27 protein-coding genes are annotated in these 25,551 nt (G+C 61.5%); 13 read left to right on the top strand and 14 right to left on the bottom strand.

The features are described 5' to 3' along the window. Positions 1-209 precede the first annotated feature (209 nt). Positions 210-1,088 (bottom strand): hypothetical protein, encoded by an 879-nt coding sequence (locus tag AAHA39_RS16055; RefSeq protein ID WP_279011369.1) that lies wholly within the window; start codon positions 1,086-1,088, stop codon positions 210-212. Positions 1,089-1,226: 138 nt separating this feature from the next. Between AAHA39_RS16055 and AAHA39_RS16050 the strand changes: the two genes are divergently transcribed. Further along, a complete protein-coding gene (locus tag AAHA39_RS16050; RefSeq protein ID WP_320656482.1) occupies positions 1,227-1,577 on the top strand; it encodes a hypothetical protein in 351 nt (116 codons plus the stop codon). A 27-nt stretch (positions 1,578-1,604) separates the two neighbouring features. Here AAHA39_RS16050 and ppa read toward each other — a convergent pair whose 3' ends face one another. The 3 genes from ppa to AAHA39_RS16035 all read right to left on the bottom strand — a co-directional run bounded on the left by ppa (position 1,605) and on the right by AAHA39_RS16035 (position 4,904). After that, on the bottom strand, positions 1,605-2,135 hold the full coding sequence (ppa, locus tag AAHA39_RS16045) for an inorganic diphosphatase (protein ID WP_005335667.1): 531 nt from the start codon (positions 2,133-2,135) through the stop codon (positions 1,605-1,607). 198 nt (positions 2,136-2,333) lie between these two features. Then, entirely contained in the window at positions 2,334-3,914 is a 1,581-nt protein-coding gene (locus tag AAHA39_RS16040; protein WP_320656483.1) for a DUF3369 domain-containing protein, read from the bottom strand. A gap of 108 nt (positions 3,915-4,022) precedes the next feature. Further along, positions 4,023-4,904: a LysR family transcriptional regulator gene (locus AAHA39_RS16035; RefSeq protein ID WP_320656484.1), complete on the bottom strand. Its 882-nt coding sequence runs from the start codon at positions 4,902-4,904 to the stop codon at positions 4,023-4,025. 159 nt (positions 4,905-5,063) lie between these two features. Here AAHA39_RS16035 and AAHA39_RS16030 point away from each other — a divergent pair, with 159 nt between their 5' ends. Together AAHA39_RS16030 and AAHA39_RS16025 are read left to right on the top strand one after the other, a co-directional pair. Further along, positions 5,064-5,468 carry an SMR family transporter gene (locus tag AAHA39_RS16030; RefSeq protein ID WP_082035428.1) on the top strand — a complete coding sequence of 135 codons (405 nt, stop codon included), beginning with the start codon at positions 5,064-5,066 and terminating at the stop codon, positions 5,466-5,468. After that, entirely contained in the window at positions 5,456-5,776 is a 321-nt protein-coding gene (locus tag AAHA39_RS16025; protein WP_033113059.1) for an SMR family transporter, read from the top strand. The genes AAHA39_RS16030 and AAHA39_RS16025 overlap by 13 nt, the downstream gene beginning before the upstream one ends. A gap of 69 nt (positions 5,777-5,845) precedes the next feature. Here the strand turns inward: AAHA39_RS16025 and gloA2 are convergent, their stop codons facing one another. From gloA2 to hrpB, 3 genes are all read right to left on the bottom strand, one after another. Continuing rightward, positions 5,846-6,247 (bottom strand): SMU1112c/YaeR family gloxylase I-like metalloprotein, encoded by a 402-nt coding sequence (gene gloA2 / locus AAHA39_RS16020; RefSeq protein WP_320656485.1) that lies wholly within the window; start codon positions 6,245-6,247, stop codon positions 5,846-5,848. Positions 6,248-6,306: 59 nt separating this feature from the next. Continuing rightward, positions 6,307-8,625 carry a penicillin-binding protein 1B gene (mrcB, locus tag AAHA39_RS16015; RefSeq protein WP_320656486.1) on the bottom strand — a complete coding sequence of 773 codons (2,319 nt, stop codon included), beginning with the start codon at positions 8,623-8,625 and terminating at the stop codon, positions 6,307-6,309. 73 nt (positions 8,626-8,698) lie between these two features. After that, entirely contained in the window at positions 8,699-11,146 is a 2,448-nt protein-coding gene (hrpB, locus tag AAHA39_RS16010) for an ATP-dependent helicase HrpB (RefSeq protein ID WP_320656487.1), read from the bottom strand. A 179-nt stretch (positions 11,147-11,325) separates the two neighbouring features. Between hrpB and thpR the strand changes: the two genes are divergently transcribed. From thpR to AAHA39_RS15960, 10 genes are all read left to right on the top strand, one after another. Then, positions 11,326-11,898 carry an RNA 2',3'-cyclic phosphodiesterase gene (gene thpR, locus AAHA39_RS16005; protein WP_320656525.1) on the top strand — a complete coding sequence of 191 codons (573 nt, stop codon included), beginning with the start codon at positions 11,326-11,328 and terminating at the stop codon, positions 11,896-11,898. Beyond that, positions 11,895-12,638, top strand: a complete 744-nt coding sequence (gene sfsA / locus AAHA39_RS16000) for a DNA/RNA nuclease SfsA (RefSeq protein ID WP_320656488.1) — start codon at positions 11,895-11,897, stop codon at positions 12,636-12,638. The genes thpR and sfsA overlap by 4 nt, the downstream gene beginning before the upstream one ends. A 119-nt stretch (positions 12,639-12,757) precedes the next feature. Beyond that, on the top strand, positions 12,758-13,207 hold the full coding sequence (dksA, locus tag AAHA39_RS15995) for an RNA polymerase-binding protein DksA (protein ID WP_005335644.1): 450 nt from the start codon (positions 12,758-12,760) through the stop codon (positions 13,205-13,207). A 110-nt stretch (positions 13,208-13,317) separates the two neighbouring features. Continuing rightward, positions 13,318-14,226: a tRNA glutamyl-Q(34) synthetase GluQRS gene (gluQRS, locus tag AAHA39_RS15990; protein ID WP_320656489.1), complete on the top strand. Its 909-nt coding sequence runs from the start codon at positions 13,318-13,320 to the stop codon at positions 14,224-14,226. A 432-nt stretch (positions 14,227-14,658) separates the two neighbouring features. Beyond that, on the top strand, positions 14,659-16,140 hold the full coding sequence (pcnB, locus tag AAHA39_RS15985) for a polynucleotide adenylyltransferase PcnB (RefSeq protein WP_198505769.1): 1,482 nt from the start codon (positions 14,659-14,661) through the stop codon (positions 16,138-16,140). 11 nt (positions 16,141-16,151) lie between these two features. Continuing rightward, on the top strand, positions 16,152-16,661 hold the full coding sequence (gene folK, locus AAHA39_RS15980; RefSeq protein ID WP_042030454.1) for a 2-amino-4-hydroxy-6-hydroxymethyldihydropteridine diphosphokinase: 510 nt from the start codon (positions 16,152-16,154) through the stop codon (positions 16,659-16,661). Further along, positions 16,658-17,452 (top strand): 3-methyl-2-oxobutanoate hydroxymethyltransferase, encoded by a 795-nt coding sequence (gene panB, locus AAHA39_RS15975; protein WP_042030455.1) that lies wholly within the window; start codon positions 16,658-16,660, stop codon positions 17,450-17,452. The genes folK and panB overlap by 4 nt, the downstream gene beginning before the upstream one ends. A gap of 104 nt (positions 17,453-17,556) precedes the next feature. Then, on the top strand, positions 17,557-18,414 hold the full coding sequence (gene panC, locus AAHA39_RS15970; protein ID WP_043849920.1) for a pantoate--beta-alanine ligase: 858 nt from the start codon (positions 17,557-17,559) through the stop codon (positions 18,412-18,414). A gap of 24 nt (positions 18,415-18,438) precedes the next feature. Continuing rightward, entirely contained in the window at positions 18,439-18,789 is a 351-nt protein-coding gene (locus AAHA39_RS15965; protein WP_041210222.1) for a putative quinol monooxygenase, read from the top strand. A gap of 149 nt (positions 18,790-18,938) precedes the next feature. Continuing rightward, complete coding sequence (locus AAHA39_RS15960) at positions 18,939-20,309, top strand: cation:dicarboxylate symporter family transporter (protein WP_185430666.1); 1,371 nt, start codon at positions 18,939-18,941, stop codon at positions 20,307-20,309. A gap of 63 nt (positions 20,310-20,372) precedes the next feature. On the opposite strand, the gene AAHA39_RS15955 is transcribed toward AAHA39_RS15960, so the two are convergent. The 7 genes from AAHA39_RS15955 to AAHA39_RS15925 form a co-directional block, all read right to left on the bottom strand. After that, on the bottom strand, positions 20,373-20,900 hold the full coding sequence (locus AAHA39_RS15955) for a rhodanese-like domain-containing protein (protein ID WP_075114616.1): 528 nt from the start codon (positions 20,898-20,900) through the stop codon (positions 20,373-20,375). Positions 20,901-20,904: 4 nt separating this feature from the next. Next, positions 20,905-21,339: a MauE/DoxX family redox-associated membrane protein gene (locus AAHA39_RS15950; protein WP_320656490.1), complete on the bottom strand. Its 435-nt coding sequence runs from the start codon at positions 21,337-21,339 to the stop codon at positions 20,905-20,907. Between the two features lie 14 nt (positions 21,340-21,353). Beyond that, positions 21,354-21,662, bottom strand: coding sequence for a DUF3343 domain-containing protein (locus AAHA39_RS15945; RefSeq protein ID WP_320656526.1), 309 nt, complete (start codon positions 21,660-21,662; stop codon positions 21,354-21,356). Further along, entirely contained in the window at positions 21,662-22,447 is a 786-nt protein-coding gene (locus AAHA39_RS15940; protein ID WP_320656491.1) for an acyl-CoA dehydratase activase, read from the bottom strand. The genes AAHA39_RS15945 and AAHA39_RS15940 overlap by 1 nt, the downstream gene beginning before the upstream one ends. Before the next feature lie 9 nt (positions 22,448-22,456). Beyond that, entirely contained in the window at positions 22,457-23,608 is a 1,152-nt protein-coding gene (locus AAHA39_RS15935) for a double-cubane-cluster-containing anaerobic reductase (RefSeq protein WP_320656492.1), read from the bottom strand. 226 nt (positions 23,609-23,834) lie between these two features. Continuing rightward, on the bottom strand, positions 23,835-24,608 hold the full coding sequence (locus tag AAHA39_RS15930) for an ABC transporter permease (protein WP_320656493.1): 774 nt from the start codon (positions 24,606-24,608) through the stop codon (positions 23,835-23,837). Beyond that, positions 24,605-25,522 (bottom strand): ABC transporter ATP-binding protein, encoded by a 918-nt coding sequence (locus AAHA39_RS15925; protein WP_042030466.1) that lies wholly within the window; start codon positions 25,520-25,522, stop codon positions 24,605-24,607. Before AAHA39_RS15925 ends, AAHA39_RS15930 begins: the two co-directional genes overlap by 4 nt. Positions 25,523-25,551: the final 29 nt, after the last annotated feature.

Here is a 25,551-nt window from a genome sequence, read left to right as displayed (position 1 = left end):
CCTGATGACACTCCATTTGTTATGTTATAACGAGTTTCAGATTGAGGGAATGGGCGAGCTTCATCCTAAACTGATCGGATCTGTTTAAAAAGTGTTAAATAGAATCGCAATTCGGAAGTGCCACCACCCCGTCGGTTTGACGGGGTGGGCTAGGATGGCATGGCATCGATAAAAATCAATGAATTGGCAGCTGGTCTGAGCTCTCGGGTTCAGTAGAGCGGCTGGCTGACGAGGGGGATCCTGGCCAGCGCCATCTGCTGCACCATCAGCGGAGATCCGGTCAGCAATACCTGACGCTGGTTGTTGATCATCAGGGTATCGCCCTTGAGGCCGCTGTCGGCGGTGATGGCGAGCCAGGCGGGCGAGACGCTGCCGATGCTGATATCGGGATAGATGATGCTGAGCACATATTGCGGCGCCAGCTCTGCCAGCAGGCTGGCCATCAGCAGCGCCTTCTCGTCGCTGTCGGCCTTGTTCTCCTGCAGCACCTGCAGCGGCGGCGCGAAGTGATCCATCTGCTCGGGCTGGGTCGGGATGGCGTTCAGCCACTCCTGCAGCAGGCTGACGCTGGTGGCGAGATCCTTGGCGGCAAACTGGCGGGCCAGCGGCTTGAGGGAGTCCTTGAAGTGGTAGAAGAGCCGCGAGTAGTCGGGCCGCACGCAGGGTAGCTTGCGATTGGAGGGATGTACGCAGGGCACCACCATCATCTGGTAGAAAGCGTCATCCTGATACTGCTGGTAGGCTTGCCAGAAGAGTTGCGACTCCATGCTGTCATCGTGCAGGGTGAAGGCCTGCTCCAGCGAGCGAAACTTGGTGGCGGTCTCGGGGCTGTACTGATTGATGAGATTGATGCTGTTGTAGAGCCTGGGCCCTATGTAGGCGTACAGGGTCTCCAGCGGCTTGGTAAGGGAGGCATCGAGCAGCTGCATCTCGTGCTGGCTCGCTGCCAGGGTCTGGTCATCCGTGGTCAGCTGAAAGTGCTGGTGCTGACCGCCCGGCGATTGCCACTGCCAGCTCATCTGGATCTCGCTAGCATGAGCTGTGGTAGAGAGGGTCAAAGCGAGCAACAGCGCGGCGATTGGCTTCATGGCGGTGTGTCCTGCCGGGGATGATAATTAACAACTAGGTGAGACGGGGCTAGTTTGGCGATGTTTCGTTTTGTGAACCGGATAACAGACTGATGTGGCTTTAAATTTAATTGTGAAAAAAAGTCACGAGGAGGGGTTATGAAGCTGTGGCTCTTGGGATGGCTGGTGGCTATGAGCCTGCCTGCAGTGGCGGGGCCTGTCATCGTCAGCAAGGGAGATGACGGTATCGATGCCTTTGCCCTGCGCGACAAGCTGGCGCGCGAACATGAGTGGCAGGAGTGGTTGCGCTTCCAGCAGGCCATCAAGTGGCTGGAGGTGCTGCCGGTCAATTGCGAGCTGGTGAGTCAGAAGGAGGGAGGGTATCGCTGCGGGAGCGACTACTATCGCCCTTACCAGCAGCAAGATGGCCGTGAAATATATATTCAGGGGGATCCTGCTGGCGAAACACCCAGAAATTTGCCGCAACAACCCACTAAAAAGGCGCCATAAGGCGCCTTTTTCATCTGCGGGTTGCGCTTACTTGGCAGCGTAACGCTCGGCAGAGGTTTTGATCTCGGCTTCGGCAGCGGCCTTGTCGCCCCAACCTTCAACCTTGACCCATTTGCCTGCTTCCAGCTCTTTGTAACGCTCGAAGAAGTGCTGGATCTGTGCTTTCAGCAGTTCCGGCAGATCGTTCACATCCTGGATGTGGTCGTACTGCTTGGTCAGCTTGGAGTGGGGTACGGCAACGATCTTGGCATCTTCGCCAGATTCGTCGGTCATCTTCAGCACGCCAACCGGGCGGCAGCGGATGACGGAGCCCGCCAGCAGCGGGTAGGGGGTCGGAACCAGTACGTCGACGGGGTCACCATCCAGAGAGAGGGTCGCGTTCACATAGCCGTAGTTGCACGGATAGAACATCGGGGTAGACATGAAGCGATCCACGAAAATCGCGCCGCTATCCTTGTCGACTTCGTATTTGATCGGGTCGGCATTCTGCGGGATTTCGATGATGACGTAGATATCGTCGGGCAGGCTCTTGCCGGCCGGTACCAGGTTCAGGCTCATGATATTTCCTTGGTTTTAATATCGGGTTTGCAGGCCGACATTATAGCGATGTGATGTTAAATGACCATATTTCAGCAGATATCGCCGCCAAAGAGAGGGGATGTTTATCGCGGGGGGATAGTAGGTGTGCGCAAAATGCAACAAATTGGCTGTTTTCATGCCATACCGGTGGGTTGCGTCACCGGTATGGCATGAGATTCAGAGCGAGTAAGGAAGCCGCGATTCGTTGACCAGTCGGGCGAGGGCCGCCACGACATGGGGGTCAAACTGGGTGCCGGAGCGGGACTGGATGTACTCCATGGTCTGCTCTAGCGTCCAGGGCTCCTTGTAGGGGCGTTTGCTGAGCAGGGCATCGAACACATCGACCACCGCCACAATCCGCGCCGAAAGCGGGATCTGCTGGCCAGACAGCCGTTCGGGATAACCCTTGCCGTCAAAATGCTCGTGGTGGCCACGGGCAATCTCGGCTCCGAGCGAGAGGTAGCTGGTGCCCTCCACCATTTCGCCCGCCTTGTGCAGTATGTTGGCGCCGATGCCGGCATGCTGCTCCATGATGGCCCGCTCGTCGGGATCGAAACGCCCCGGCTTGTGCAGGATATGGTCCGGTGTGCCCACCTTACCCACATCGTGCAGGATGGAGGCCATGCCGATCATCTCGACAAACTCGGGGGTGAGCTGCTCGGGGTAGGCGGCCATCTGTTGCAGCTCTTCCACCAGAGCATCGGAGAGCTTCTGGACCCGCAAGACGTGTTCGCCAGTGTCAGAATCGCGGAACTCCGCCAGCGCAGCCAGCGCCACTACGGTGGCCTCCTGGGCACGCAGCAGCTGGTTGTAGAGATAGAGGTTGTCGTAGGCGGCGGAGATACGCTGGCAGAACACATCCAGCAGGTCGCACTCGAGAGGATCGAGAGGCTGGGTGGGGGTAAAGCTCAGCACGAACTCGCGACCATTCTGGGCGGCGATATAGAGCGAGTCCTGCGGGTGTTCAAAGCGGTTGCAGCGGGCCGCCAGCGCCTTGGTGACCGACTCGTTGAGGGTCGGGAAGTCGGTGATGCTGCCTTCGTTGAGCAGGGTTTCATAGTCACCGGTGGCAGCCAGGATCTCCAGTTTCTGCTCACCCGGGCGGCGTTCGGCGCAGATGGCCCCTTCGGTGCCGACGTCCAGAATCGCGCTGATCTGTTTGAGCACACCGGAGGCAAACTCCTTGAGCGAATGGAGATGGTAGAGGTCTCCCGCTCCTTCCAGGATCTTGCCAAGGCCTTGCCGACTCTTGTCGATGGCACTCAGCGTTTCATACGAGCGCAAGGAGGCGATGACGGTGGTGTAGAGCTTTTGTACCGTCAGCTCGGTCTTGGTCTTGTAGTCGTTGATGTCGTAATCGAGGATCACCCGCTGCTCTGGCGCCTGCCCGGGTTGGCCGGTCCGCAACACGATGCGCACCAGCGAGTTGCGCATTTCGTTGCGGATCCTGTGCACTAGGCGCAGGCCGGCGTCTTCGGTCTCCATCACCACATCGAGCAGGATCAGGGCAATTTTGGGATTGGCCTCCAGCATGGTGGCGGCTTCGGCACCGCTATAGGCATTGAGCAGTTCGAGCGGGCGGGATTTGTACTGAATATTGGAGAGGGCAAGCCGGGTGGCATGATGAATGTCGGGCTCATCATCCACGATCAGCACCTGCCAGGGGTTGAGTGCCTTGGGGGTTACGACCTCTTCGTCATCGAGTTCGATGATGTCGTCATCCAGCCAAATGTCGTCCTTGTCTTGGGCACTGCTCATATCGGTTACGCCTCCGGCGTTCAATGAGTATGTAAACAGTATGCACGATCATGCTCGGTAGACGCATCAGCTTAAATGCAGATCGTGAACTTGCTCCGTGACTTTCATCTATTCGAATGGTTCCAGATATGTCTGGATTGAGCGCTTCAACCAGGCCAGCGCCTTACCGTGATAGGCGTTCTGCGCCAGATAGACCCCGTAATCCCGCCACTGCAGGCTGAACTTGTGTTTCAGGGTCAGTAGCGAACCCTGCCTCAGCTGGCTCTGTATGAGGGGGGAGGGGAGCACCGCCCAGCCAAGGCCGTCCAGCACCGCATTGCGCATCAACTCGAAGCTGGAGAGACCAATATGCTTGCCGCCCACTGGCAGCAGGCTTTTTACAGAAAACTCATCCACATAGGAGAGTGTGACCTGAGTGTGATCGGTGAGATCCTGCTGCACCACCCGTTTCAACGTTGCCAGCGGGTGGTTGGGGGCGACCACCATCAGGGTGCGGATCGGGTTGAGCAGATCGATGTGGAGGCCGCTGCGCTCCTGATCTTCGGTAATAAGGCCGAAAGCGGCATCGACGAACCCCTCTTCCACCAGCGCCGGCAATTCGGGCGGGGAGGCGAGCACCAGCGAGATGCTGGTGCCGGGAAACTGGTTGTGCAGTCCAGCCAGCATCTCGCGCCATACCTGCTCGGGGATGGCGTCATCGCGGGCGATCCGCAGCGCCACTTCGGCCCCCGAGGCGTAATGTTTGCACTTCTGCTGCAGGCTGTTGGCGGCCTGCAGCAGGCGGGTACAGTCATCCAGCACCAGCTCGCCAATTTCGGTCAGCCGACTCTGGTTGGCACCGCGTTCAAAAAGTTCGACGCCAAGCTCGACTTCAAGAGTTGCAATGGCGGTACTGACTGAGCTGCGGCTCTTGCCAAGACGGCGGGCAGTGCTGGCGATGGAGCCACTATTGGCGGACTCGACAAAGAGTTCTATCTGATAAAGCTTCATGGTTTACGGCATATGACACAGTGATCCCATCTTCACCTTACCCTGCCCCCGACTGACAAGGCAAACGAGTAGCGTCGATATTGTCGATGCTCAGCGACTCCCGCCAAAGAGAGTGCCCGAGCTACCATCTCTCCCGTCGCAGCAACAAAAGGAAAGTTTATGTTATTCAGTCGCATGCTTTTAGCTCGAATATTTTTGACGGGCGCCATAGTGACCGAGGTGGCAGGCACCTCGAGTATGGCGATGATCCCCGAGAACGATGCCGGATGGCTCAACTATTTGCCGATGTGGGTGCTGATTTCGCTCTCGTATCTGCTACTGGCCAAAGCCGCCAAAACAATCTCCATTGGTATTGCCTTTGCGTTGTGGGAGGGGCTGGGGATTGCGCTGATCACCGTCGTCTCCGTGATGTTCCTTGACTACAACCTGAGTGCTCAGGAGTTGATTGGTCTGGGGCTGGCGATAGTGGGTATTGTTATGGTGACCATGGGGGAGTGCCACGATGAGCCGACAAGTGCTCACGATGACACCCGCAATGGCGAGGAGGTTGTATGCACCCGTTAATTATCGTTTTTGGCGCAGCTCTGCTGGATATCGGCGCCAACATGGCGATCAACCGCTCGGTCGGCTTTCGCTACAAGAGGTGGGGTTTCCTCGGCATCCTGCTGGTGCTGATGGCCTTTACCCTGCTCTCCGAGGCGGTCAGCGGTGGCAAGATCGACCTGGCCGTGGCCTACGCAACCTGGGGTGCCATCGGTATTCTCGGTACTGCGCTGGGTGGCTTGCTCATCTTCCGCGAGCGCCTCAAGCCCATCGGCTGGGCCGGCATGATGGTGATGGCACTGGCTGTCGCCATGCTGACCACCGCCTGATAACACGCCAGCAATAAATAAAAAAGCCGCCCGGTTCGCCGGGCGGCTTTTTGTTTGGCCGATGCGGACTCAGCGCGGCGCTTCGTAGAGCTCCAGCGGCAGGCCGTCGGGGTCAGCGAAAAAGGTGAAGCGCTTGCCGGTCAGCTCATCCACCCGCAGCGGCTCCACAGCGACTTGGTGGGCGTGCAGATGGGCGATGACGCGGTCGAGGTCGCGCACCCGAAAGGCCAAATGACGCAGGCCGCATGCCTCTGGCGTAGAGGGGCGCTTGGGGGTGATGGGGAAGCTGAACAGCTCCAGCTGGCTGCCATCCGGCAGGGCCAGATCCAGTTTCCACGAATGGCGCGCCTCGCGCAGGGTCTCCGCAATGATGGGCAGGCCCAGCACCTCGTGATAGAAGTGGCGCGAGCGAGCGTAATCGCTGGCGATGATGGCAACGTGGTGGATGGCCTCAAACAGCGGTTGGTTCATGGTGACTCCTTGTAAGCGGGATGGTGAGACGGGCAGCCCGGGCTACCCGTCTCCCTCGGTCAGTTGAAGAATCCGCCGAACCAGTCGTCCAGCGCGCTGCGTGGTGTACCCGGGCTGCTGCAGCTGGTCGGTGAGCCCATGGTCGATACCTTGGCCGGCACCTGCAGGCTGCCCGGGCAGTCGCTGGTAACCCGGGTGCCACTGCTGCGAGAGAAGTTGGCCCAGGTAACCCCTTCCGGGATCTGCAGGCTCAGGCTGTTGACGCCGCGCTGGCTCATGTAGCCAGTAAAGAGCTGCAGGGCGCCGCTGGCACCGGTGAGGCCTGCCGGGGTGTTGTCATCGCGGCCGACCCAGATACTGACCAGCTCATTGTTGTCGAGCCCGGTAAACCAGGAGTCGCGCAGTTCGTTGGTGGTGCCGGTCTTGGCCGCCATGGTGGCACCCGGGAACTTGGCGCCCAGCGAGCGCGCCGTCCCCTGACTCACCGTCTTGGTCATGGCGAACAGGGTGAGCCAGCTCGCCTGACTGTCGGTGACCCGTTTAGCGGTCTGATCATGCTGATAGAGCAGGCTGCCATCCCCTTTGACCACGGCGCGGATCGCCGACAGCGGCTGGGTAAGACCCTGATTGGCGATGGGCAGGTACATCTGGTTCACCTCCATCGGCGAGAGCGCAACGGCCCCCAGCACCAGCGACGGATAGGGCTGGATCTCCTGCTGCACCCCCAGTTTGTGCAGGGTGTCGACCACCTTCTCCAGCCCCACCTGCAGACCAAGATTGACGGTCGGCACGTTGAGGGAGCTGGCCAGCGCATCCATCAGCGGCACGCTCTGGCGGAACTTGCGATCGTAGTTTTGCGGCGTCCAGACCTGACCATCCTGACCGCGAATGCGGATCGGCTGATCTTTGAGCGGGGTCGCCAGGGTCAGGCCGTTGGAGAGGCCGGTCAGGTAGACCGCTGGCTTCACCAGCGAACCGATCTGGCGGCGGGCATCGAGCGCCCGGTTGAAACCGGCGTAGCGAGGATCGCGACCACCGACCAGCGCCACCACTTCGCCCTTGTGCCAGTCGGAGACCACCATGGCGGCTTCCAGCTTCTTCTTGCCGCGCAGTTTTTCGATGTCGGCGAGGCCAGAAGCGACCGCCTGTTCAGCGGCATGCTGGGCGATGGGGTCGAGGCTGGTGAAGATCTTGAGGCCGGACTGTTTGAGCAGATCCGGGCCGAAGCGGCTCTGGATCTCGCGCTTGAGCAGCCCCATGAAGGCCGGGGTGCGGCCGTAGCTCATCTGGCCGCGGGCGATGATGCCGAGCGGCTGCTTGCTGGCCAGATCATATTCGGCCTGGGTCAGGCTGCCGTGATCCATCAGCAGTTTCAGTACCAGATCGCGGCGCACCTTGGCCCGATCGGGGAAGCGCCAGGGATCGTAATAGGAGGGGCCTTTTACCAGACCGACCAGCAGGGCGACCTGATCGATATCCAGCTCGTTGACCGGAATGCCGAAGTAGAAGTAGGAGGCGAGGCCGAAGCCATATACCCCTTGCGAGAAGTTCTGCCCCAGATAGACCTCGTTGAGGTAGGACTCCAGGATCTCGTCCTTGCTGTAGCGGTAATCGATCAGTACCGCCATGTAGGCTTCCTGCAGTTTTCGCCACAGGCTGCGCTCACGGGTCAGAAAGAAGTTCTTGGCCAGCTGCTGGGTGAGGGTACTCCCGCCCTGCACGGTGCGGCCGGCGATCAGGTTGGCAAACATGGCGCGCATGATGGCGATGGGAGAGACGCCGCCATGCTGATAGAAGTCGCGATCCTCGGTGGTGAGCAGGGTCACCAGCAGGCTGTCCGGTACCTCGGCGAGGCGCACCAGCAGGCGATCTTCCCGATCTTCGGTGTTGAGGCGATCGAGCAGCACCGGGTCCATCTGGGCGTAACCGAGCTGGCGCTGGTTCTCCAGCGACTGGATCCCCTCGAGGCGCGGGCCGTTGAAGGTGAGGCGCAGGCCGCGGGCACCATCGGTGCCATCGTAGAAGGCAAATGGTCGGCGAATAAGCTCGATGCGGTTGCCGATGATGGTGTATTCGCCCGGGGTATGGGGCTGGCGCACCTGCTTGTAGCTCAGCATGTTGAGCTCGCGCAGCATCTGGTCGCGCGACAGGCGCTGACCCGGATAGAGCTCCAGCGGACGGCTGTAGACCATCACCGGCAGCTGCCACTTCTCGCCGTCAAATCGCTCGCGCACCTGGGTATCGAGGTAGATGCCAAACACCACCATGAAGGCCGCTACCACCAGCGAGAGCTTGAAGCCAAGCCAGAACAGCTTGCGCCAGATGGTACGCTTGGGTGGCGCTTTCTTGGGGGCGCGCTTGCGTCGTTGGGTTGCCATAAATCCTCTTTGCTTTCCTTTCTACTTGTTATGTCGCATTCGCGAACGTCCGATCGGGCCTGGCCAATCGAACCTAGATACCCATCTTCTTCTTGGTGACCCTGGTCGGCATCGCCTCCAGCGGATTGTCCGGCCAGTAGTGGCGGGGATAGCGCCCCTTCATCTCTTTTTTCACCAGCTCGTAGGAGCCAGCCCAGAAAGCGGCCAGATCGGCGGTGATCTGCAGTGGTCGCTGGGCGGGGGAGAGCAGCTCTACCACCAGCGCCACCCGGCCATCGGCCACGCAGGGGGTTGCCGCCTGACCGAACATCTCCTGAATTCGTACCGGGATCACCGGTGCCTGCCCCGGCTGATAACGGATCCGTACCCGGCTGCCGGTCGGTGCCGTGAAGTGGCCGGGCAGTGCCTCGTCCAGCCGTTTGGGCAGTGGCCAGGGCAGAGATTGGCGCAGGATGTCGCTCATATCGAGCTTTTTCAACTGCTCCAGTCGGGTCATGCCGCTCACCGCCGGCAGCAGCCACTGTTCGAGGGTGGCCAGCAGGCTGTCGTCATCCATGGCTGGCCACTCCTCATCGGGCAACCAGTCGCGTGCGCAGCGCAGACGGGCCAGCAGCCCTTCGCTGCTCTCGTCCCACGGCAGCACATGCAGCCCCTTGCGGCGGATGCCCTGCAGCAGGCAGCGCCCCTTCTGCTCATCCGAAAGGTCCGTCAGCGGTCGCTGGCTCAGCACCAGCTCGCCGATCACCTGCTGGCGTTCGGCTCGCACCCGCTCCTCGCGCTCGTCCCAGTCAAACCACTGGCGCTCGCTTAGCAGCTCCGGCAACAGACGCGCCAGCTCATCCAGCTCTATCGGTTCGGCGATAAAGATGCGGCTGCCGCGCTCGTTCTGGCCCATCTCCACCGCAATCAGCGCACTCTGGCCCTGACAGGGGTGGCCATCGATCAGATCGCAGCTCACCCCGCCACTGAGCTGGTAACGGCTGCCGCTGCGCAGCTTGCCGATGCGATCCGGCCAGGCGAGGGCGCAGAGCAGCCCGAGCCACTGACCCTGTGGATTGGCCGGGCGAGTGCCAAGCCGTTCAAACCAGCGGGCCGCACTCTGGCGCAGGGCTCCCTGACGGCGGTGGAACAGCACCGAGAGGCGCTCCGATCCTCGCAGATCTTCTTCCAGCAACGCCACCAGATATGCGGCATCGGCGACAATCCCTGTCAGACCTTCAGCTTCCAGCTCGCGGGCGCGCAGCAGCATGCGGGCGAGCCGGGGATGGGTACCGAAGGCCGCCATGGCGCGGCCAGCCGGGGTAAGTTGTTGCTCACCCTCCGGCTTCATGGCGCCAAGGGCGACCAGCAGCCGCTGGGCGCTGGCGACGGCCGCCGCCGGCGGCATGTCGAGCAACGGCAGATCTTCCACTTTTGCCCCCCACTGGGCGGCATCCAGCAGCAGACCGGTCAGTTCCTGAGTGAGGATGTCGGGCGGACTCTGCTCGGCGAGTCGCTCCTGCACTTCGTTGCTCCAGAGCCGGTAGCAGACGCCGGGGCCAAGACGACCGGCACGGCCCGCCCGCTGGGTGGCGGAGGCTTTGGCGATGGGGCGGGTCTCCAGTCGGGTGACGCCGCTTTTCAGATCGAACGAGGCGCGCCGCTCCAGCCCGCTGTCGATCACGACAGAGACGCCTTCGATGGTGAGGGAGGTCTCCGCCACATTGGTGGTGAGCACCAGCTTACGGCGGCCCGCAGGTGGCGGCTCGATGGCCGCTTGCTGGGCTGCCATGTCGAGGCGGCCGTAGAGGGGGGCAAGGGTCACGTCATCCGGCAGCCGTCCTTCCAGCCACAGTGCCAGCCGCTCGATCTCTCCCTGTCCCGGCAGAAAGACCAGCAGGCTACCAGCTTGCTCGGCCAGCGCTTCGAGCACCACGGCGCCGACCTGGGGCTCCAGCCACTGCTGGCGATTGGCGGGGCGGTAGTGGTAGTCGATGGGAAAGCAGCGCCCTTCCGAACGGATCACCGGCGCATCCGGCAGCAGCTTTTCCAGTGCCATGCCATCCAGAGTGGCGGACATCACCAAGAGCTTGAGGTCATCGCGCAATCCCTGCTGGCTCTCGATGGCGAAGGCCAGCGCGGTATCGGCGTGCAGGCTGCGTTCGTGGAACTCATCGAAGATGACCAGCGAGACGCCGCCGAGCTCGGGATCCTGCTGCAACATCCGGGTCAGCACCCCTTCGGTGACGATCTCGAGCCGGGTCGCGGAGCTGGTACGGCTCTCGCCGCGTACCCGCAGGCCGATGCGCTCGCCCACCTTCTCCCCGAGCTGACGCGCCAGAAAGCTGGCGATATTGCGCGCCGCCAGCCGTCTTGGTTCCAGCATGATGATGCGGCCGGGCAGCCGGTTCTGACGTACCAGCTCCAGCGGCAGCAGGGTCGATTTGCCCGCGCCGGGGGGCGCCTGCAGGATCACGCTGTTGTGGCGGTCGAGGGCGGCAAAGAGTTCGGGCAGCACCGAAACGATGGGGAGTGGGGACAAAACGATCAACACCTTCTGTTGCAACCGGTAAAACGGCGCCTATTCTGCCACAGCCAGCCCGGCCACCGTGAGCAGATGTAGGGGAGCAGATGGCCCTCGGCCCGGATGGCGAGACAGGAGGAGATGGCTGCCATAGAATGGGCCACCCTCTCTGTCTGGAAAAAGGCATCTTCACCCGAATGGCCAAACTCTTCTTTGCCCTGCCCGTCGGGGAGCTCGCTCCCGAACTCATCAGCTGGCGTGATCAACGCCCCTGGCCCGGTCAGCCGGTGCCGCAAGCCAATCTTCACCTCACCCTCGCCTTCCTCGGTGAAGCGGACGAGGTGACCACCCGCCGCCTGATCGCCGCCGTTGAGCGCCAGCACTGCCCGCCGCTCACCATCCGGCTGGACGAGACCGGCTGGTTCAGCCGCGCCAAGGCAGGCTGGATTGGCCCGAAGGAGTGGCCCAACGAGCTGACCGTGCTGGCGAAGGCGCTGCGGCGTCACGGCGAGAAGCTGGGACTTGGCAATGGCGAGCAGGGTTATCGCCCTCACGTCACCCTGTCGCGCAAGGCGGGCGAGGCGCCAGCCACCCTGCCGGCCCCCGATTTTCTGCTTAAGGCCGATCAATTTTGCCTCTATGAGTCGATCTCGACTCCGGACGGGGTGCACTACCAGCCGCTTGCCTGCTGGCCGCTGCGGGCCAGAGCCAAGGATGAGGGGGCTCGGGATGAGTGGGACAACGAACAGGCGCGGAGGGCGAACCCGTGATATTCGAGCCGCCGCTGCAATCCGGGCAGCTTATCGCCCGCTACAAGCGCTTTCTGACCGATGTCGAACTGGCCAATGGCGAGGTGATCACCATCCACTGCGCCAATACCGGTGCCATGACCGGCTGTGCCGATCCGGGCACCCGGGTCTGGTACTCCACATCAAGCAACCCCAAGCGCAAGCTGCCCCATAGCTGGGAGATCGCCGAGAGCCCGGCCGGCCACTTTATCTGCGTCAACACGGCGCGCGCCAACCAGATTGCCCGGGAGCTGATCGAGCAGGATGCCATTGCACCGCTGTGCGGCTATGCCAGATTGCGCACCGAGGTGAAATATGGCGAAGAGAACAGTCGCATCGACCTCTTGCTGGAAGATGAGGAGAAGGGCAACTGTTACATCGAGGTAAAATCGGTCACCCTGCTCGATGAGCGGGAAGAGGCCGGCATGGGCTACTTCCCCGATGCGGTAACTGCCCGTGGCGCCAAGCATTTACGTGAATTGATGGCCATGAAAGCGGCCGGTCACAGAGCCGTGCTGCTATTTATGGTGTTGCACTCCGGAATAAGCCGGATGCGCCCTGCAGCGCACATAGATCCGCACTATAGTCTGCTAATTGAACAGGCAATTGCGGCGGGGGTTGAAATTTTATGCTATCGGCCCCATGTTGGGGTGCAAGGCATGGTGGCACAAGGATTTATCCCGTTTGAATCCAGCCACCTGTTACCCGAGGGGAGTTCATAAATATTGGAGTGGGTAACATTATTGGTACGGCTCGTTTGCTTACCCGTTACCCTTCTGCTATAGATGTCGCCCTCAATTTATGGATGGCACGGGTAGCGTGCTGAATTAGGAGACAGGGCATGCCAACAGGCGAAAACAGGAAATCTCTGGGCCCCCTGGCCATTGCGGGTGTCGCGCCTTACCAGGAAAAGCCGGGTGAGGAGTACATGAATGACCAACAGAAGGCGCATTTTCGCAAGATCCTGGGTGCCTGGCGCAACCAACTGATGCAGGAAGTTGACCGCACCGTTGATCACATGAAGGACGAGGCTGCCAACTTCCCGGATCCCGTGGATCGTGCCGCGCAGGAAGAGGAGTTCGCTCTCGAACTGCGTACCCGCGATCGTGAACGCAAGCTGATCAAGAAGATCGAGAAGACCTTGCAGCTGCTGGAAGATGACGACTTCGGTTACTGCGAGCACTGCGGTATCGAAATCGGTATCCGCCGTCTGGAAGCCCGTCCGACTGCCGACCTCTGTGTCGACTGCAAGACGCTGGCCGAGATCAAGGAAAAGCAGATGGCCGGTTGATACCGACCCGCTGCAATATGAAAAAGGGAGCTTGCGGGCTCCCTTTTTTATTGAGCTTTTGGGCGGGTCGTCCCAAAATGCGCCTCACTGAACTGCTTACCCGAACCGTCATGGCTGTGAATACCCCTTCCTCCCCCCAAATTCGCCCCTATGTGGGCCGCTTTGCGCCGTCCCCTTCCGGCCCGCTCCACTTCGGTTCGCTGATTGCGGCCCTCGGCAGCTTTTTGCAGGCCAGAGCGCAACAGGGGCGCTGGCTGGTGCGCATCGAGGATATCGATCCGCCGCGGGAGATGGCGGGGGCGGCCGACCTTATTCTCAAAACCCTTGAGGCATACGGTCTTGAGTGGGATGGCGAGGTGATGTTCCAGAGCGCGCGCCACGGCCGCTATGACGAGATCATCGAGCAGCTCTACCGGGCGGGCGATCTCTACTGGTGCCGCTGTACCCGGCGCGAAATCATGGCGAGCGGTGGCTTTTACAACGGCCACTGCCGCCCCCTTGGGCTGACGGCAGAGGGCTCTGCCGCCCGCTTGCGTCAGCACCATCCGGTCTACCACTTCGATGACCGGTTGCAGGGCCATATCGCGGTGCCGGCGGCGCTCGCCGAGGAGGATTTCATTATCCGCCGCCGCGACGGGCTCTACGCCTACAACCTGGCGGTGGTAGTGGATGACATGGACAGCGGCATCACCGAGATAGTGCGCGGTGCCGACCTGCTGGAGCCGACGGTGCGTCAGATTGCCCTCTACCAGACCCTGGGGGCAGCCGTGCCGGACTGGGTGCATCTGCCGCTGGCGGTACAGGCCGATGGCAACAAGCTCTCCAAGCAGAACCATGCGCCGGCGCTGGCGCTGGATGAGGTGCGCCCGGCCCTGTGGCAGGCGCTGCACTTTCTCGGTCAGTGCCCGCCGCCCGAGCTGATGGCAAGCCGGATCGACGAGATCATCGGCTGGGGCATCGCCCACTGGCAGCTGGTCCGGGTGCCCGCCAGCGAGAAGATCCCGTTGGTTGCCGGCTAAATCTGGCAGCCAAAGCAAGGTGAAGTGCTGCGCGAGTCGGCTTGAGCGGATCGGGCGCAGGCCTTCGAGAGCAAAAAGAGAGAACAACGGACCCTGCGCCGCGGATCCGGTTAGGTATAAGGTGGAATTGGGTCATTCCCCGAAAAGCCATAAATTAAATTTATAGTGACGGGGTTGGCGCCATAGCCGCCTTGTTGCCGTGCCGACCGGCCCTAACAAGGCTTTGGCCGGTGAATTCCTGTGAACAGGCCGCTTTTTTAGCGGCAACGCCGATTCAAACGGGATCAATTACCGTCACGGTTTTTCATTTGGTCAGGTGTGAGCTATCGGAATAGACCGCTATTTTTTCCGGCAACGCCGATTCAAACGGGATCAATTGCCGTCACGGTTTTTCATTTGGTTAGGCGTGAGCTATGATAGGCCGCTATTTTTTTGGCCTCCCGTCAATTTGAAGTCATAACGAGGTGTACCATTTTTTCCCAGATCGCAAACTTTTGCCGCAAAGTGCTCGGCAAGGATGAGGGCGAGCAGTCGGCGGAGTCCCCCATTCCGGCCCGTGTTGCCGGACAACGTCGAACCCTGAGTCGTGACCAGCACCCGATTTCGCGCAAAGAGATCAGCGAGAATGCACTCAAGGTGCTCTATCGCCTGAACAAGGGCGGCTACGAAGCCTACCTGGTCGGCGGCGGAGTCCGGGATCTGCTGCTCGGGAAGACGCCCAAGGATTTCGACATCGCTACCGATGCGACGCCGGAGCAGATCAAGGCGCTGTTCAGTAACTGCCGCCTGATTGGCCGCCGTTTCCGTCTGGCCCACATTGTGTTTGGTCGTGACGTGATCGAAGTGGCCACCTTCCGCGGTCACCACCATCAGGTCAATACCAGCAAACATGTGTCGGCCCAGTCCGATGAAGGCATGCTGCTGCGCGACAACGTCTACGGCACCATCGAAGAGGATGCCGAGCGCCGTGACTTTACCGTCAACGCCCTCTACTACAGCGCCAAGGATTTCACCCTGCACGATTTCGAGGGCGGGCTGGAAGATTTGGCCGAGCGCAAGCTGGAGCTGATTGGCGATCCCGAAACCCGCTACCGCGAAGATCCTGTGCGGATGCTGCGCGCCGTGCGTTTCGCCGCCAAGCTCGACATGACCATCAGCCCGCGCACCGCCGCCCCCATCAGGGAGCTGGCGCCGCTGCTGCAGGATATTCCGGCTGCCCGCCTGTTTGAGGAGACCCTCAAGCTGTTCCTGGCTGGCGATGCCCTGACTACCTACAAGCTGCTGCGCGAGTACGGCCTGTTCCAGCAGCTCTTCCCGCAAGTGGCTGCGCTGTTTACCCCGCACGGCAATTCGCCTTACGAGCAGTTTATCGAGCAGGCGCTGATCGATACCGACACTCGCGTTCGTGAAGATAAACGCGTCACCCCCGCCTTCCTCTACGCCACCCTGCTGTGGGGCTGCGTCGAGGCCCGTGGTCGGGTGCTGGAGAACGAGAGCGGCCTGCCCTGGTATGACGCCTTCATGCTGGCGATCAACGAGGTGCTCGACAATCAGGTGCGTATCATCGCCGTTCCCCGCCGTTTCACGACAGATGTCCGCGACATCTGGGCACTGCAACAGCGCCTGACCCGTCGTCAGGGCAAGCACCCCGAGCGCGCCATGGAGCACCCCAAGTTCCGCGCGGCGTTCGACTTCCTGTTGCTGCGCAACCGGGTCGAGCGCGGTCTCGGCGAGCTGGCCAGCTGGTGGGAGCGCTATGTTGCTTCCAATCCGGATGTGCGCCCGCAACTGCAACGGGAAGCGACTCGTCGCCCGGCCAGCGGTGAGAGCCGTAGCCACGATGGCGAGAAGCGCAGCAGCAACAGCCGCAATCGTCGCCGCCCGCGCCGTCGCAAGCCGAAAGCGGCCGAGTGACCACAGACGTGATGACCGAGGTCTTCATCGCCATTGGTTCCAACCTGTCTGACCCATTGGGTCAGGCGCGCCGCGCGGTCGCCGCGCTGGCGACCTTGCCGGAATCTGTGCTGGTGCAGGCCTCGTCGTTTTACAGCAGCCGCCCCATGGGGCCTGCTGATCAGCCGGACTACGTCAATGCCGTGGCCCGGCTCAACACCCGGCTGACGCCGCTGGCGCTGCTGGATCAACTACAAAAAATCGAGCTGGAACAGGGACGTGTGCGCAAAGAGGAGCGGTGGGGGCCCAGAACCCTGGATCTCGATCTGCTGCTCTTTGGCGATCAGGTGATCAACCACGAGCGCTTGATCGTTCCCCATTACGGCATGAAGGAGCGGGAGTTCGTGCTGCTGCCCCTGGCCGAAATCGCGCCCGCTCTGGTGCTGCCCTGCGGCACCCCGCTCGCACAACTGGTTGCCCGCTGCCCGGGCAATGATCTCGCCATCATTGCGCCGAGTGCAGACGTACAGGAGCCTTTATGAGCAAGATCACCACCGCCAGCCTGCTGAAGATGAAGCAGGATGGTCAAAAGTTCACCGCCATCACCGCCTATGATGCCACTTTTGCCAAGTTGTTCGACGACGAGGGAGCCCACGTGCTGCTCATCGGCGATTCGCTGGGCATGGTGCTGCAAGGGGGTCAGGATACCCTGGCGGTCAACATGGATGAGATGGTCTATCACACCCGCTGTGTGGCTCGCGGTGCCAGCAATGCGCTGATCATCGCCGATATGCCCTTCATGAGTTACGCCACTCCCGAGCAGACTTACCAGAACGCCGCCCGCCTGATGGCAGCCGGTGCCCGCATGGTCAAGATGGAAGGGGGCGACTGGCTCTGCGACTCCATCCGCCATCTCACCCGCAACGGGGTGCCGGTGTGCGGTCACCTCGGCCTCACCCCGCAATCCGTCCACGTCTTTGGCGGCTTCAAGGTGCAGGGGCGCGACGAGTTTCAGGCCCAGGAGATCTACCGTCAGGCCCTCGAACTGCAGGCGGCCGGTATCCAGCTGCTGGTGCTCGAGTGCGTACCCAGTGCGCTGGCCGAGCGGATCAGCAAGGCGCTGCGCATCCCGGTGATCGGCATCGGTGCCGGCCCCGCGACCGACGGTCAGATTCTGGTGATGCACGACGCCTTTGGCGTCACCTCCGGCTATGTGCCCAAGTTCACCAAGAACTTTCTGGCCGAGACCGGCGACGTGCGTGCCGCCGTGCGCCTCTATGTGCAGCAGGTGAGCGAGGGGAGCTTCCCCGGCCCGGAACACTGCTTCAACTGATGTGATGCCCTATCGATGAGAGCGGGGGCCAGTGCCCCCGTTTCGTCATCCTGTCAGGCTGATGTAACCCGTATCTTTTTGATTCATCTGAAGGTGAACTGCCGATGTTGGTTGTTAACAATCCTGCCGCTCTGCGTGAGCAGATCTCTCAATGGCGCCGTGAAGGGCGTGCCATCGCATTCGTGCCCACTATGGGCAATCTGCATCAGGGCCACCTGACGCTGGTGAAAGAGGCGCACAGCCACGCCGAGAAGGTGGTGGTCAGCATCTTCGTCAACCCGATGCAGTTCGACAAGGCCGAGGATCTTGCCAACTACCCGCGCACTCTGGAGCAGGATTGCGCTGCGCTGGAAGCGGCCGGGGTCGATATGGTGTTCACCCCGACCCCGGAGATCATGTATCCGCAGGGGTTGGCCAGCCAGACCTTCGTCGAGGTGCCGGGTCTCTCCAATCTGCTGGAGGGGGCGCTGCGCCCGGGTCACTTCCGCGGGGTCAGCACTGTCGTCACCAAGCTGTTCAATCTGGTACAGCCGGATGTGGCCTGCTTTGGCCAGAAGGATTACCAGCAGCTGGCGCTCATTCGCAAGATGGTGGCCGACATGGCGATGCCCATCGAGATCGTCGGCGTGCCGACCGTGCGGGCCGAAGACGGGCTGGCGCTCTCTTCGCGCAACGGTTACCTGACCGCTGCCGAGCGGGCCATCGCTCCCGAGCTGGCGCGCACTATGAACTGGATCGCCGAGCAGATCGAAGCGGGTGATCACCACCTGCCCTCCTTGGTAGCGCAGGCCAGTCAGCGCCTCGACAACGCCGGTTTTCGCACCGATGCCATCGACATCGTCGATGCCGCCAACCTCGAAGCGGCTACCGATGAGAGCGAGCAGCTGGTGATCCTGATGGCTGCATATCTCGGCAAGGCCCGTCTTATCGACAACCGGGTGGTCACGCTACAGCAAGCCTGAGCGAGTCGCCCACAGGAGGATCTCATGTCCAAGAAGGTTTATTGCATCGCCCAATTCCTGCCGAAAGCTGGTCAGGAGCAGGCCCTGTTTCAGGTGTTGCAGGCACTGGAGCCCAACACCCTGCGTGAGGATGGCTGCCTGCAATATCGGGTAACCCGCCACATCGCCAGCCCGTTTGCCGAGGGGGAGAGCTTCCCCATCGTGTTCAACGAGATTTGGCAAGATATGGCCTCTTTCGAGGCGCACTGCCAGCGCGCCGAGATCAAGGCTTTCTTCGAGCGTTACTGTCTGGCCGACGATGGCCTGGCTGCCAAGTGGAACGTCTGCGTCTATAGCGACGAACCCGAACAGTACGACGCCCCCGTAAAGAAGTAATTCCCCCGATTGTCAGCGGACGCCTTCCCGGGCGTCCGCTGCTTTTTCACGCCTGCACTCTCCTGCATCCCGGCGTTTTGTTCTGCGGCCCTGCCCGCATCCCCCTTCGTTTCAATCCACTTTTGGCCTGATGGCCGCTACAGGTATTCATGATGTTTGTCCTGATTGCATCGCTTGTTTTCTGTCTGCTCTGTTTTGCTCTCACCCGGTTACCCACCGGGTTGCCGCTCTCGCGCAAGGTGCTTGCGGGTCTGCTGTTAGGCGCCCTGTTCGGGCTGGCGCTGCAACTGGGGTGGGGCGCCGATGATGCCGGCGTCCAGCAGACCCTGGAGTGGGTCAATATCGTCGGCGGTGGCTATGTCAGCCTGCTCAAGGTAGTGATGATGCCGCTGGTGTTCACCTCCATCCTCTCCGCCATCAACAAGCTGGAGCAGGCCCAGTCTCTCGGCAAGATCAGCGCCGTGCTGATCGGCTCCATGCTGACGCTGGTGATGATCGCCGGTGTGGTGGGGATGACGGTGACCCATCTGAGCGGTCTCACTGCCGAGGGGCTGTTGAGCCACGGCAGCGACACGGCTGCGCTGCAACAGAGCATGAGCACCATCGACAGTGCCCAGACCCTGCCGGCCCTGCTGCTCTCGCTGGTGCCCACCAACTTTGCCGCCGATATGGCGGGTAGCCGCGGTCTCTCGGTGATCGGCGTGGTGATCTTCACCGTGCTGGCCGGGGTTGCCCTGCTGCAGCTGAAGGCGGAGCATCCAGAGGCTGGTGCTCGCGCCGCCGTGGCCATCGACACCCTGCAACTGTGGGTGATGAAGATGGTGCGGGTGGTGATTGCGCTCACCCCCTATGGCGTGATGGCGCTGATCGCCCGGGTGGTGGCCCACTATCCCCTGAGCGAGATCCTCAGCCTGCTCGGCTTTATTCTGGTCTGCTACGTCGCCATTCTGGCGATGTTTGCCGTGCACATGGTGATCCTGCTGCTGATCGGCCAGAACCCGCTGCACTATCTTCGGGAAGTGTGGGGCGTGCTTACCTTCGCCTTTATCTCCCGCAGCAGCGCCGCCTCCATCCCGCTCAGCATCGAGACCCAGCAGCGTCTTGGGGTGCCCTCCAGCATCGCCAACTTTGCCGCCTCGTTCGGTGCCAACCTCGGCCAGAACGGCTGCGCCGGCATCTATCCGGCCATGATGGTGGCGATGATTGCCCCCATGCTCGGCATCAACCCCTTCGATCCCCTGTTCCTGCTGACTCTGCTGCCGGTGATTGCACTGGGCTCCATCGGGGTGGCTGGCGTCGGCGGTGGCGGCACCTTCGCCGCGCTGATCGTGCTCTCCACCCTCAACTTCCCCATCGCGCTGGTGGGGGTGATGATTGCCATCGAGCCGCTGGTGGACATGGGCCGTACCGCCCTCAACGTCAACGGCTCCATCATGGCGGCGATGATCACCAAGCGCCTGCTGGGTGAACAGGCGCAGAGCGACGTTGCGGAAGGCGAAGCGTCCCGAGTCGCCAGCTGACAGCCAGCATCGAAATGAGAGAAGCCCGCAGTTGCGGGCTTCTTTTTTGGGCGAAAGGTCGGGTTACTCGGCCGTGACGGGGTAGCCGGCCCCTTTCCAGGCGAAGATGCCGCCCGGCACCCGATAGACCTGTTGATAGCCCTGATTGACCGCCCAGGCGGCAGCATTGTGGCTGCGGCCGCACTTGACGAAGCCGCAATAGATCACCACGGGGCGAGCTTTGTCTTCACCCAGCAGCGCCTGGAACTGCTCCGGTGTACCGCTTCCCTCGACAATCTCGCTCCAGTTGTCGCCCGCTTTCGCCTCTTTCACGAAGGCAAAGTTCTTGGCGCCCGGGATGTGCTCCTTCTTGTAGGAGTCCTCATAGGGCATGGTGTCGATGATCACCAGCTCCTCGCCCTTGTCCATCCGGGTTTTCAGCTCGGCCACGGTCAGCAGCTGATAGCCCCCCTGCTGCGCCTCCTGTGCCAGCTGCACAGCCGATTGCTCAAGCTTCACCTCCTGCTCGAATTGGTTGTCGCCACAGCCCGCGAGGGCAAAGCTGGCGGCGATCAGCGAGGCCACCAGAGTGCGGGATCGCAATGTCATCATGTCACTACTCCTTTAGTACGGGAAAAACGGGAACGGGAAAAACGGGGCGGGAAGTTCGCAGCAGGGCGCCCGCAAGCGTCAGTAGCAGCAGATCCCGCACAATGGCCTCCGGCAACGAGCTGAGATCTGCCCTGCCCAGACAGCCGCAAGAGATGTCGAGCCCGATGGCAACGCCATAGCCCAACACCGGAATAAACAGGGCGAGCAGCCCGATCACCAGCCACAATCCCCAGCGCCGGTTGGCGATGACTGCCAGCCCTGCGCAGAGCTCAAGGGCGAGCAGTCCCCAGGCGGCGAACGGGATCAGCGGCGGCCAGATCAGGCCAAAGGCGCCGATCTGCTCGATGAACAGGGCGGGGGAGGCCAGCTTGAACCCGGCGGAGGCGAGAAAGAATCCCCCCAGCGCCAGCCTGGCCAGCATGCGCAGATAAACAGCCATGGGATAGCTCTTTATCATCCATGACTCCGACTGCCAGCCACAGGCGTTTGCTTAGCCATGTCCTGACTATCGGCCGGATAGCGGGCCAGCTCCTGATAGTCGCCGTCCGCTTCGCAGCGAAAGACGGCGGCGGTTTCGCCGTGCTGGCACCACTGTTGCCACTCGTCTGGCGGGCAGTGGAGGCGAATGGCGAGGCCACAGCCGGCGCTGAGCAGGCGCGGCACATCGCAGACCCGAAACGACTGACCGTGCTGATCCAACCGCTTGCGCAGCCTGACCGTGCCGAGGGTGGAGTGGAACAGGTAGAGAAACTCCTGATTCATCATTTGCCTCCCGTGCTGGCGCGCGCGCCGACGCCGAACAGGGCGGCCCCCAGCGCACCGGCAAACTGGGCATCCGGGTGGGTGGCCACTTCGCAGCCCAACCCTTCGGCCAGATAGTGGCGGAAGGTGGCACAGTGGCTGACTCCGCCGGTAAAGAGCACGCTCGGTCTGGCGCCGAGGCGGCCGATAAAGTTGGCACTGCGCCGGGCCATGGAGCGGACGATGCCGGCCAGGATCGACTCGGCCGGAATGCCCGCCGAGCGCAGGCTGATCGCCTCCGATTCGGCAAACACGGTGCACATGCTGCTGATGTCGTGGGGCTCGGCCCCTTGCAGCAGTTCGTCAAGCTGCTCGACCCGCGCCCCCAGAGTGCGGGTGATCACCTCGAGAAAGCGACCGGTACCGGCGGCGCACTTGTCGTTCATCAGAAAGTCGGTGAGGTTGCCGTCGCTATCGAGCTGGATCACCTTGCTATCCTGCCCGCCGATGTCGATGACGGTGTGTACCGACGGGCAGAGCAGGCGCGCCCCCAGCCCGTGGCAGGAGATCTCGGTAACCCGGCGATTGGCGAACGATGCCAGATCGCGGCCATAGCCGGTCAGGGTCAGGTGGGGGCGCTCTGGCAAATCGGCCGAGAGCTCCTCCCAGCCTTGCTCGATGGCAGCCAGCGGACGAAAGGGGGTCGGCACCAGAAAACGGCGGACGATACGCCCGCTATCCTTGTGGTCGAACAGGATCCCCTTGGTCGCGGTGGAGCCCGAGTCAATCCCGATGGAGAGTGACACGGCGCCTCCTTACAGCATTTCGATAAAGGCGGCCAGCCGGGTCGCCAGTTGCCCCTTGTCGGCGCTGGAGTAGTCAGTCTCGACCGCCATGTAGGGGATGCCGTGGCGTTCGCGCACATGGCGCTTGATGGCGAGCGACTCCACCGCATAGGTGTGGCAGGCCTGCAGGATCACATCGATCACCCCGTCTGCCTGATACTCCTCCACCATCTGGCTCAGCAGCTTCATGCGCTGGTGGTTGGGGGAGATGCAGGAGCAGCCGATGGCCAGATACTTGTCGGTCAGCGCATCGAACAGGTCACCCTCCTCGCTGACGCACTGCTCGGTCGCCTTGGCGCCGGTGCAGTTCTCGTAACCTACAACCCAGCCGCCGTGCTCCTCGATAAGGCGCACAACCTTGTCGGCCGCGCCGCCGATGGGGCAGCCGGTGATGAGGATGCGCGGACGGGCATCAAGCCGCTTGCCCTCGGCATACTCGGCCTTGATGCGGCGGGTCATCTCCTGCAGCTCGCTGATGAGCTGCTCCTTGTCGAAGCGGAAGGTGGCGCCATAGACCACCTTGAGGATGTCGGTGCCGCTCAGCGCCGGCGGATTGAGCTGGCCCAGCCGGTAGAAGTCGGCCAGTGCGCGGCGCTCGCGGTTTTTCAGCACGATGGCCTCTCGCAGCGCCTGCTCGCTGATGGGCTTGCCGAACTGCTGCTCCAGCAACTCCTTGAAGCGGACGATTTCGCTGCGCCACAGGGTGCGGGAGGCTTCGTCATCGGCGCGATTGGGCAATTGCATCACATGCACCGGTTTGAACTCGGCCATGTACTCGTACATCTTCTTCTTGCCGTCGCAGGTGGTTTCCCCCACCACCAGATCGGAGAAGTAGAAGTAGGGGCACTTGTCGGTCTTGCCGAAACCGTAGCTGCTTTTGATCAGCGGGCAGAGGTTGCGGGGCAGGTCTTTCTCGGCCTCCTCGATGGTCTCGTCGCTGGTGGAGCAGAGCGATACCACCACGGCGCCGGCGGCCATCGCCACCTCCTGTGGCATAAAGGTACAGTAGGTGCCGACCAGGGGGATCTGTCGCTCCTTGAGTGCCATTACAGCCAGAAAGCCCTGACGACGGGCATCTGAAAAACTATCGAATATGGCTGGCAACTCGGTGATAAGTGACATAGGCGATCCTGCCCTGATGAGAGAAATGAAGAGACGGACGAGCCATCCGTGACGGCACATCCAACCGCGAGAATTATACCTTTGGGGGTAATTCGAAAATTGCGGTGGATCACAAGGTGTCAGGTAAATCCTTAATGACAGGCAGGTTATTGAGAAGGGGGCTGGCAGGTTGAAGGGGCTACAGGGGGAATAAAAAACGGGCACCGCGAGGTGCCCGTTTTGGTCATTAGTGGCGCAGGCCGGTGCCGCGGGAGATGAGCCACCAGGCGATACCGTAGAGGGCCACGATAAAGCCGATGATGATGAGGTAGGCGGTGCCGAGTGGCACGTCGGAGATACCGAGGAAGCCGAAACGGAACGCGTTCACCATGTAGATGATGGGGTTCACCTGGGAGACCCCCTGCCAGAAGGGGGGCAGCAGGCTGATGGAGTAGAACACCCCGCCCAGATAGGTGAGCGGCGTCAGCACGAAGGTGGGGATGATGCTGATGTCGTCGAAAGTCTTGGCAAAAACCGCGTTGATGAGGCCACCCAGCGAGAAGAGGATGGCGGTCAGCAGCACGGTGACGCAGACGCTGAACAGGTGGTGGATCTGCAGCGGCACGAAGAAGAGCGACACCAGGGTGACAATGAGGCCGACGCAGAGGCCGCGCGCCACGCCACCGCCGACGTAACCGGCGATGATGACGTAGTTGGGCACCGGTGCCACCAGCAGCTCCTCGACGTTGCGCTGGAACTTGGCGCTGAAGAAGGAGGAGGCGACGTTGGAGTAGGAGTTGGTGATCACCGACATCATGATGAGGCCGGGCACGATGAACTCCATGTAGGTGAAGCCGCCCATGTCACCGATGCGCGAACCGATCAGGTTGCCGAAGATGACGAAGTAGAGGCTCATGGTGATGGCGGGCGGCACCAGGGTCTGGATCCAGATCCGGGTAAAGCGGCTCACCTCTTTGGCCAGAATGCTCTTGAAGGCGATGTAATAAGTGGTCAGGTTCATGCTTTTCTCCCCTCTTCGACCAGGGTGACAAACAGCTCTTCCAGCCGGTTGGCCTTGTTGCGCATGCTCAGTACCTGCACCTGCTGGTGTGACAGCTGCTCGAACAGGCTGTTGAGGGACTGGCTCTTGTCGAGATCCACTTCTAGGGTGCGCTCATCTTGCATGCGGCCGTTGAATTCGGGCACGTTTGGTACGGCAGAACCTGGCGCCAGATCGAGCAGGAAGGTCTCGCGACCCAGCTTGCCCAGCAGGTTTTTCATGCTGGTGTTCTCGATCAGGCGACCCTTGTCGATGATGCCGATGTTGCGGCAGAGCATCTCCGCCTCTTCCAGATAGTGGGTGGTGAGGATGATGGTGACGCCCTGCTCGTTGAGATCCTTGAGGAAACTCCACATGGATCGACGGATCTCGATATCGACCCCGGCGGTCGGCTCATCGAGGATCAGCAGCTTGGGTTCGTGCATCAGGGCGCGGGCGATCATCAAGCGGCGCTTCATGCCGCCGGAGAGGGTGCGGGCCGGCATGTCGCGCTTCTCCCACAGATCGAGCTGGCGCAGGTACTTCTCGGCGCGAATTTTGGCTTCTGCCTTGGGCACACCGTAGAAGCCGGCCTGATGGGTGACAATCTGGATCACCTTCTCGAACTGGCTGAAGTTGAACTCCTGCGGCACCAGCCCAAGCTGGGCCTTGGCCTCTTCCAGATGGGTATCGATGTCATAACCGAATACCTTCACCTTGCCGCCACTCTTGTTCACCAGCGAGCTGATGACGCCGATGGTGGTGGACTTGCCTGCCCCATTGGGGCCGAGCAGGGCGAAGAAATCCCCCTGCTTGACGGTGAGATCGATGCCTTTCAGGGCTTCGACGCCCCCCTGATAGGTCTTTTTCAGGCCGCTGATTTCCAGTGCGTTCATTGCAACCTCTAACTGGCTGAACCCGTCTT

This window comes from Aeromonas sp. SE22 (genome assembly GCF_038739755.1).
Classification (GTDB): domain Bacteria; phylum Pseudomonadota; class Gammaproteobacteria; order Enterobacterales; family Aeromonadaceae; genus Aeromonas; species Aeromonas jandaei.
The sequence above is the reverse complement of the archived record's forward strand: the minus strand, read 5'-3'. Positions and strand labels throughout refer to the sequence as shown.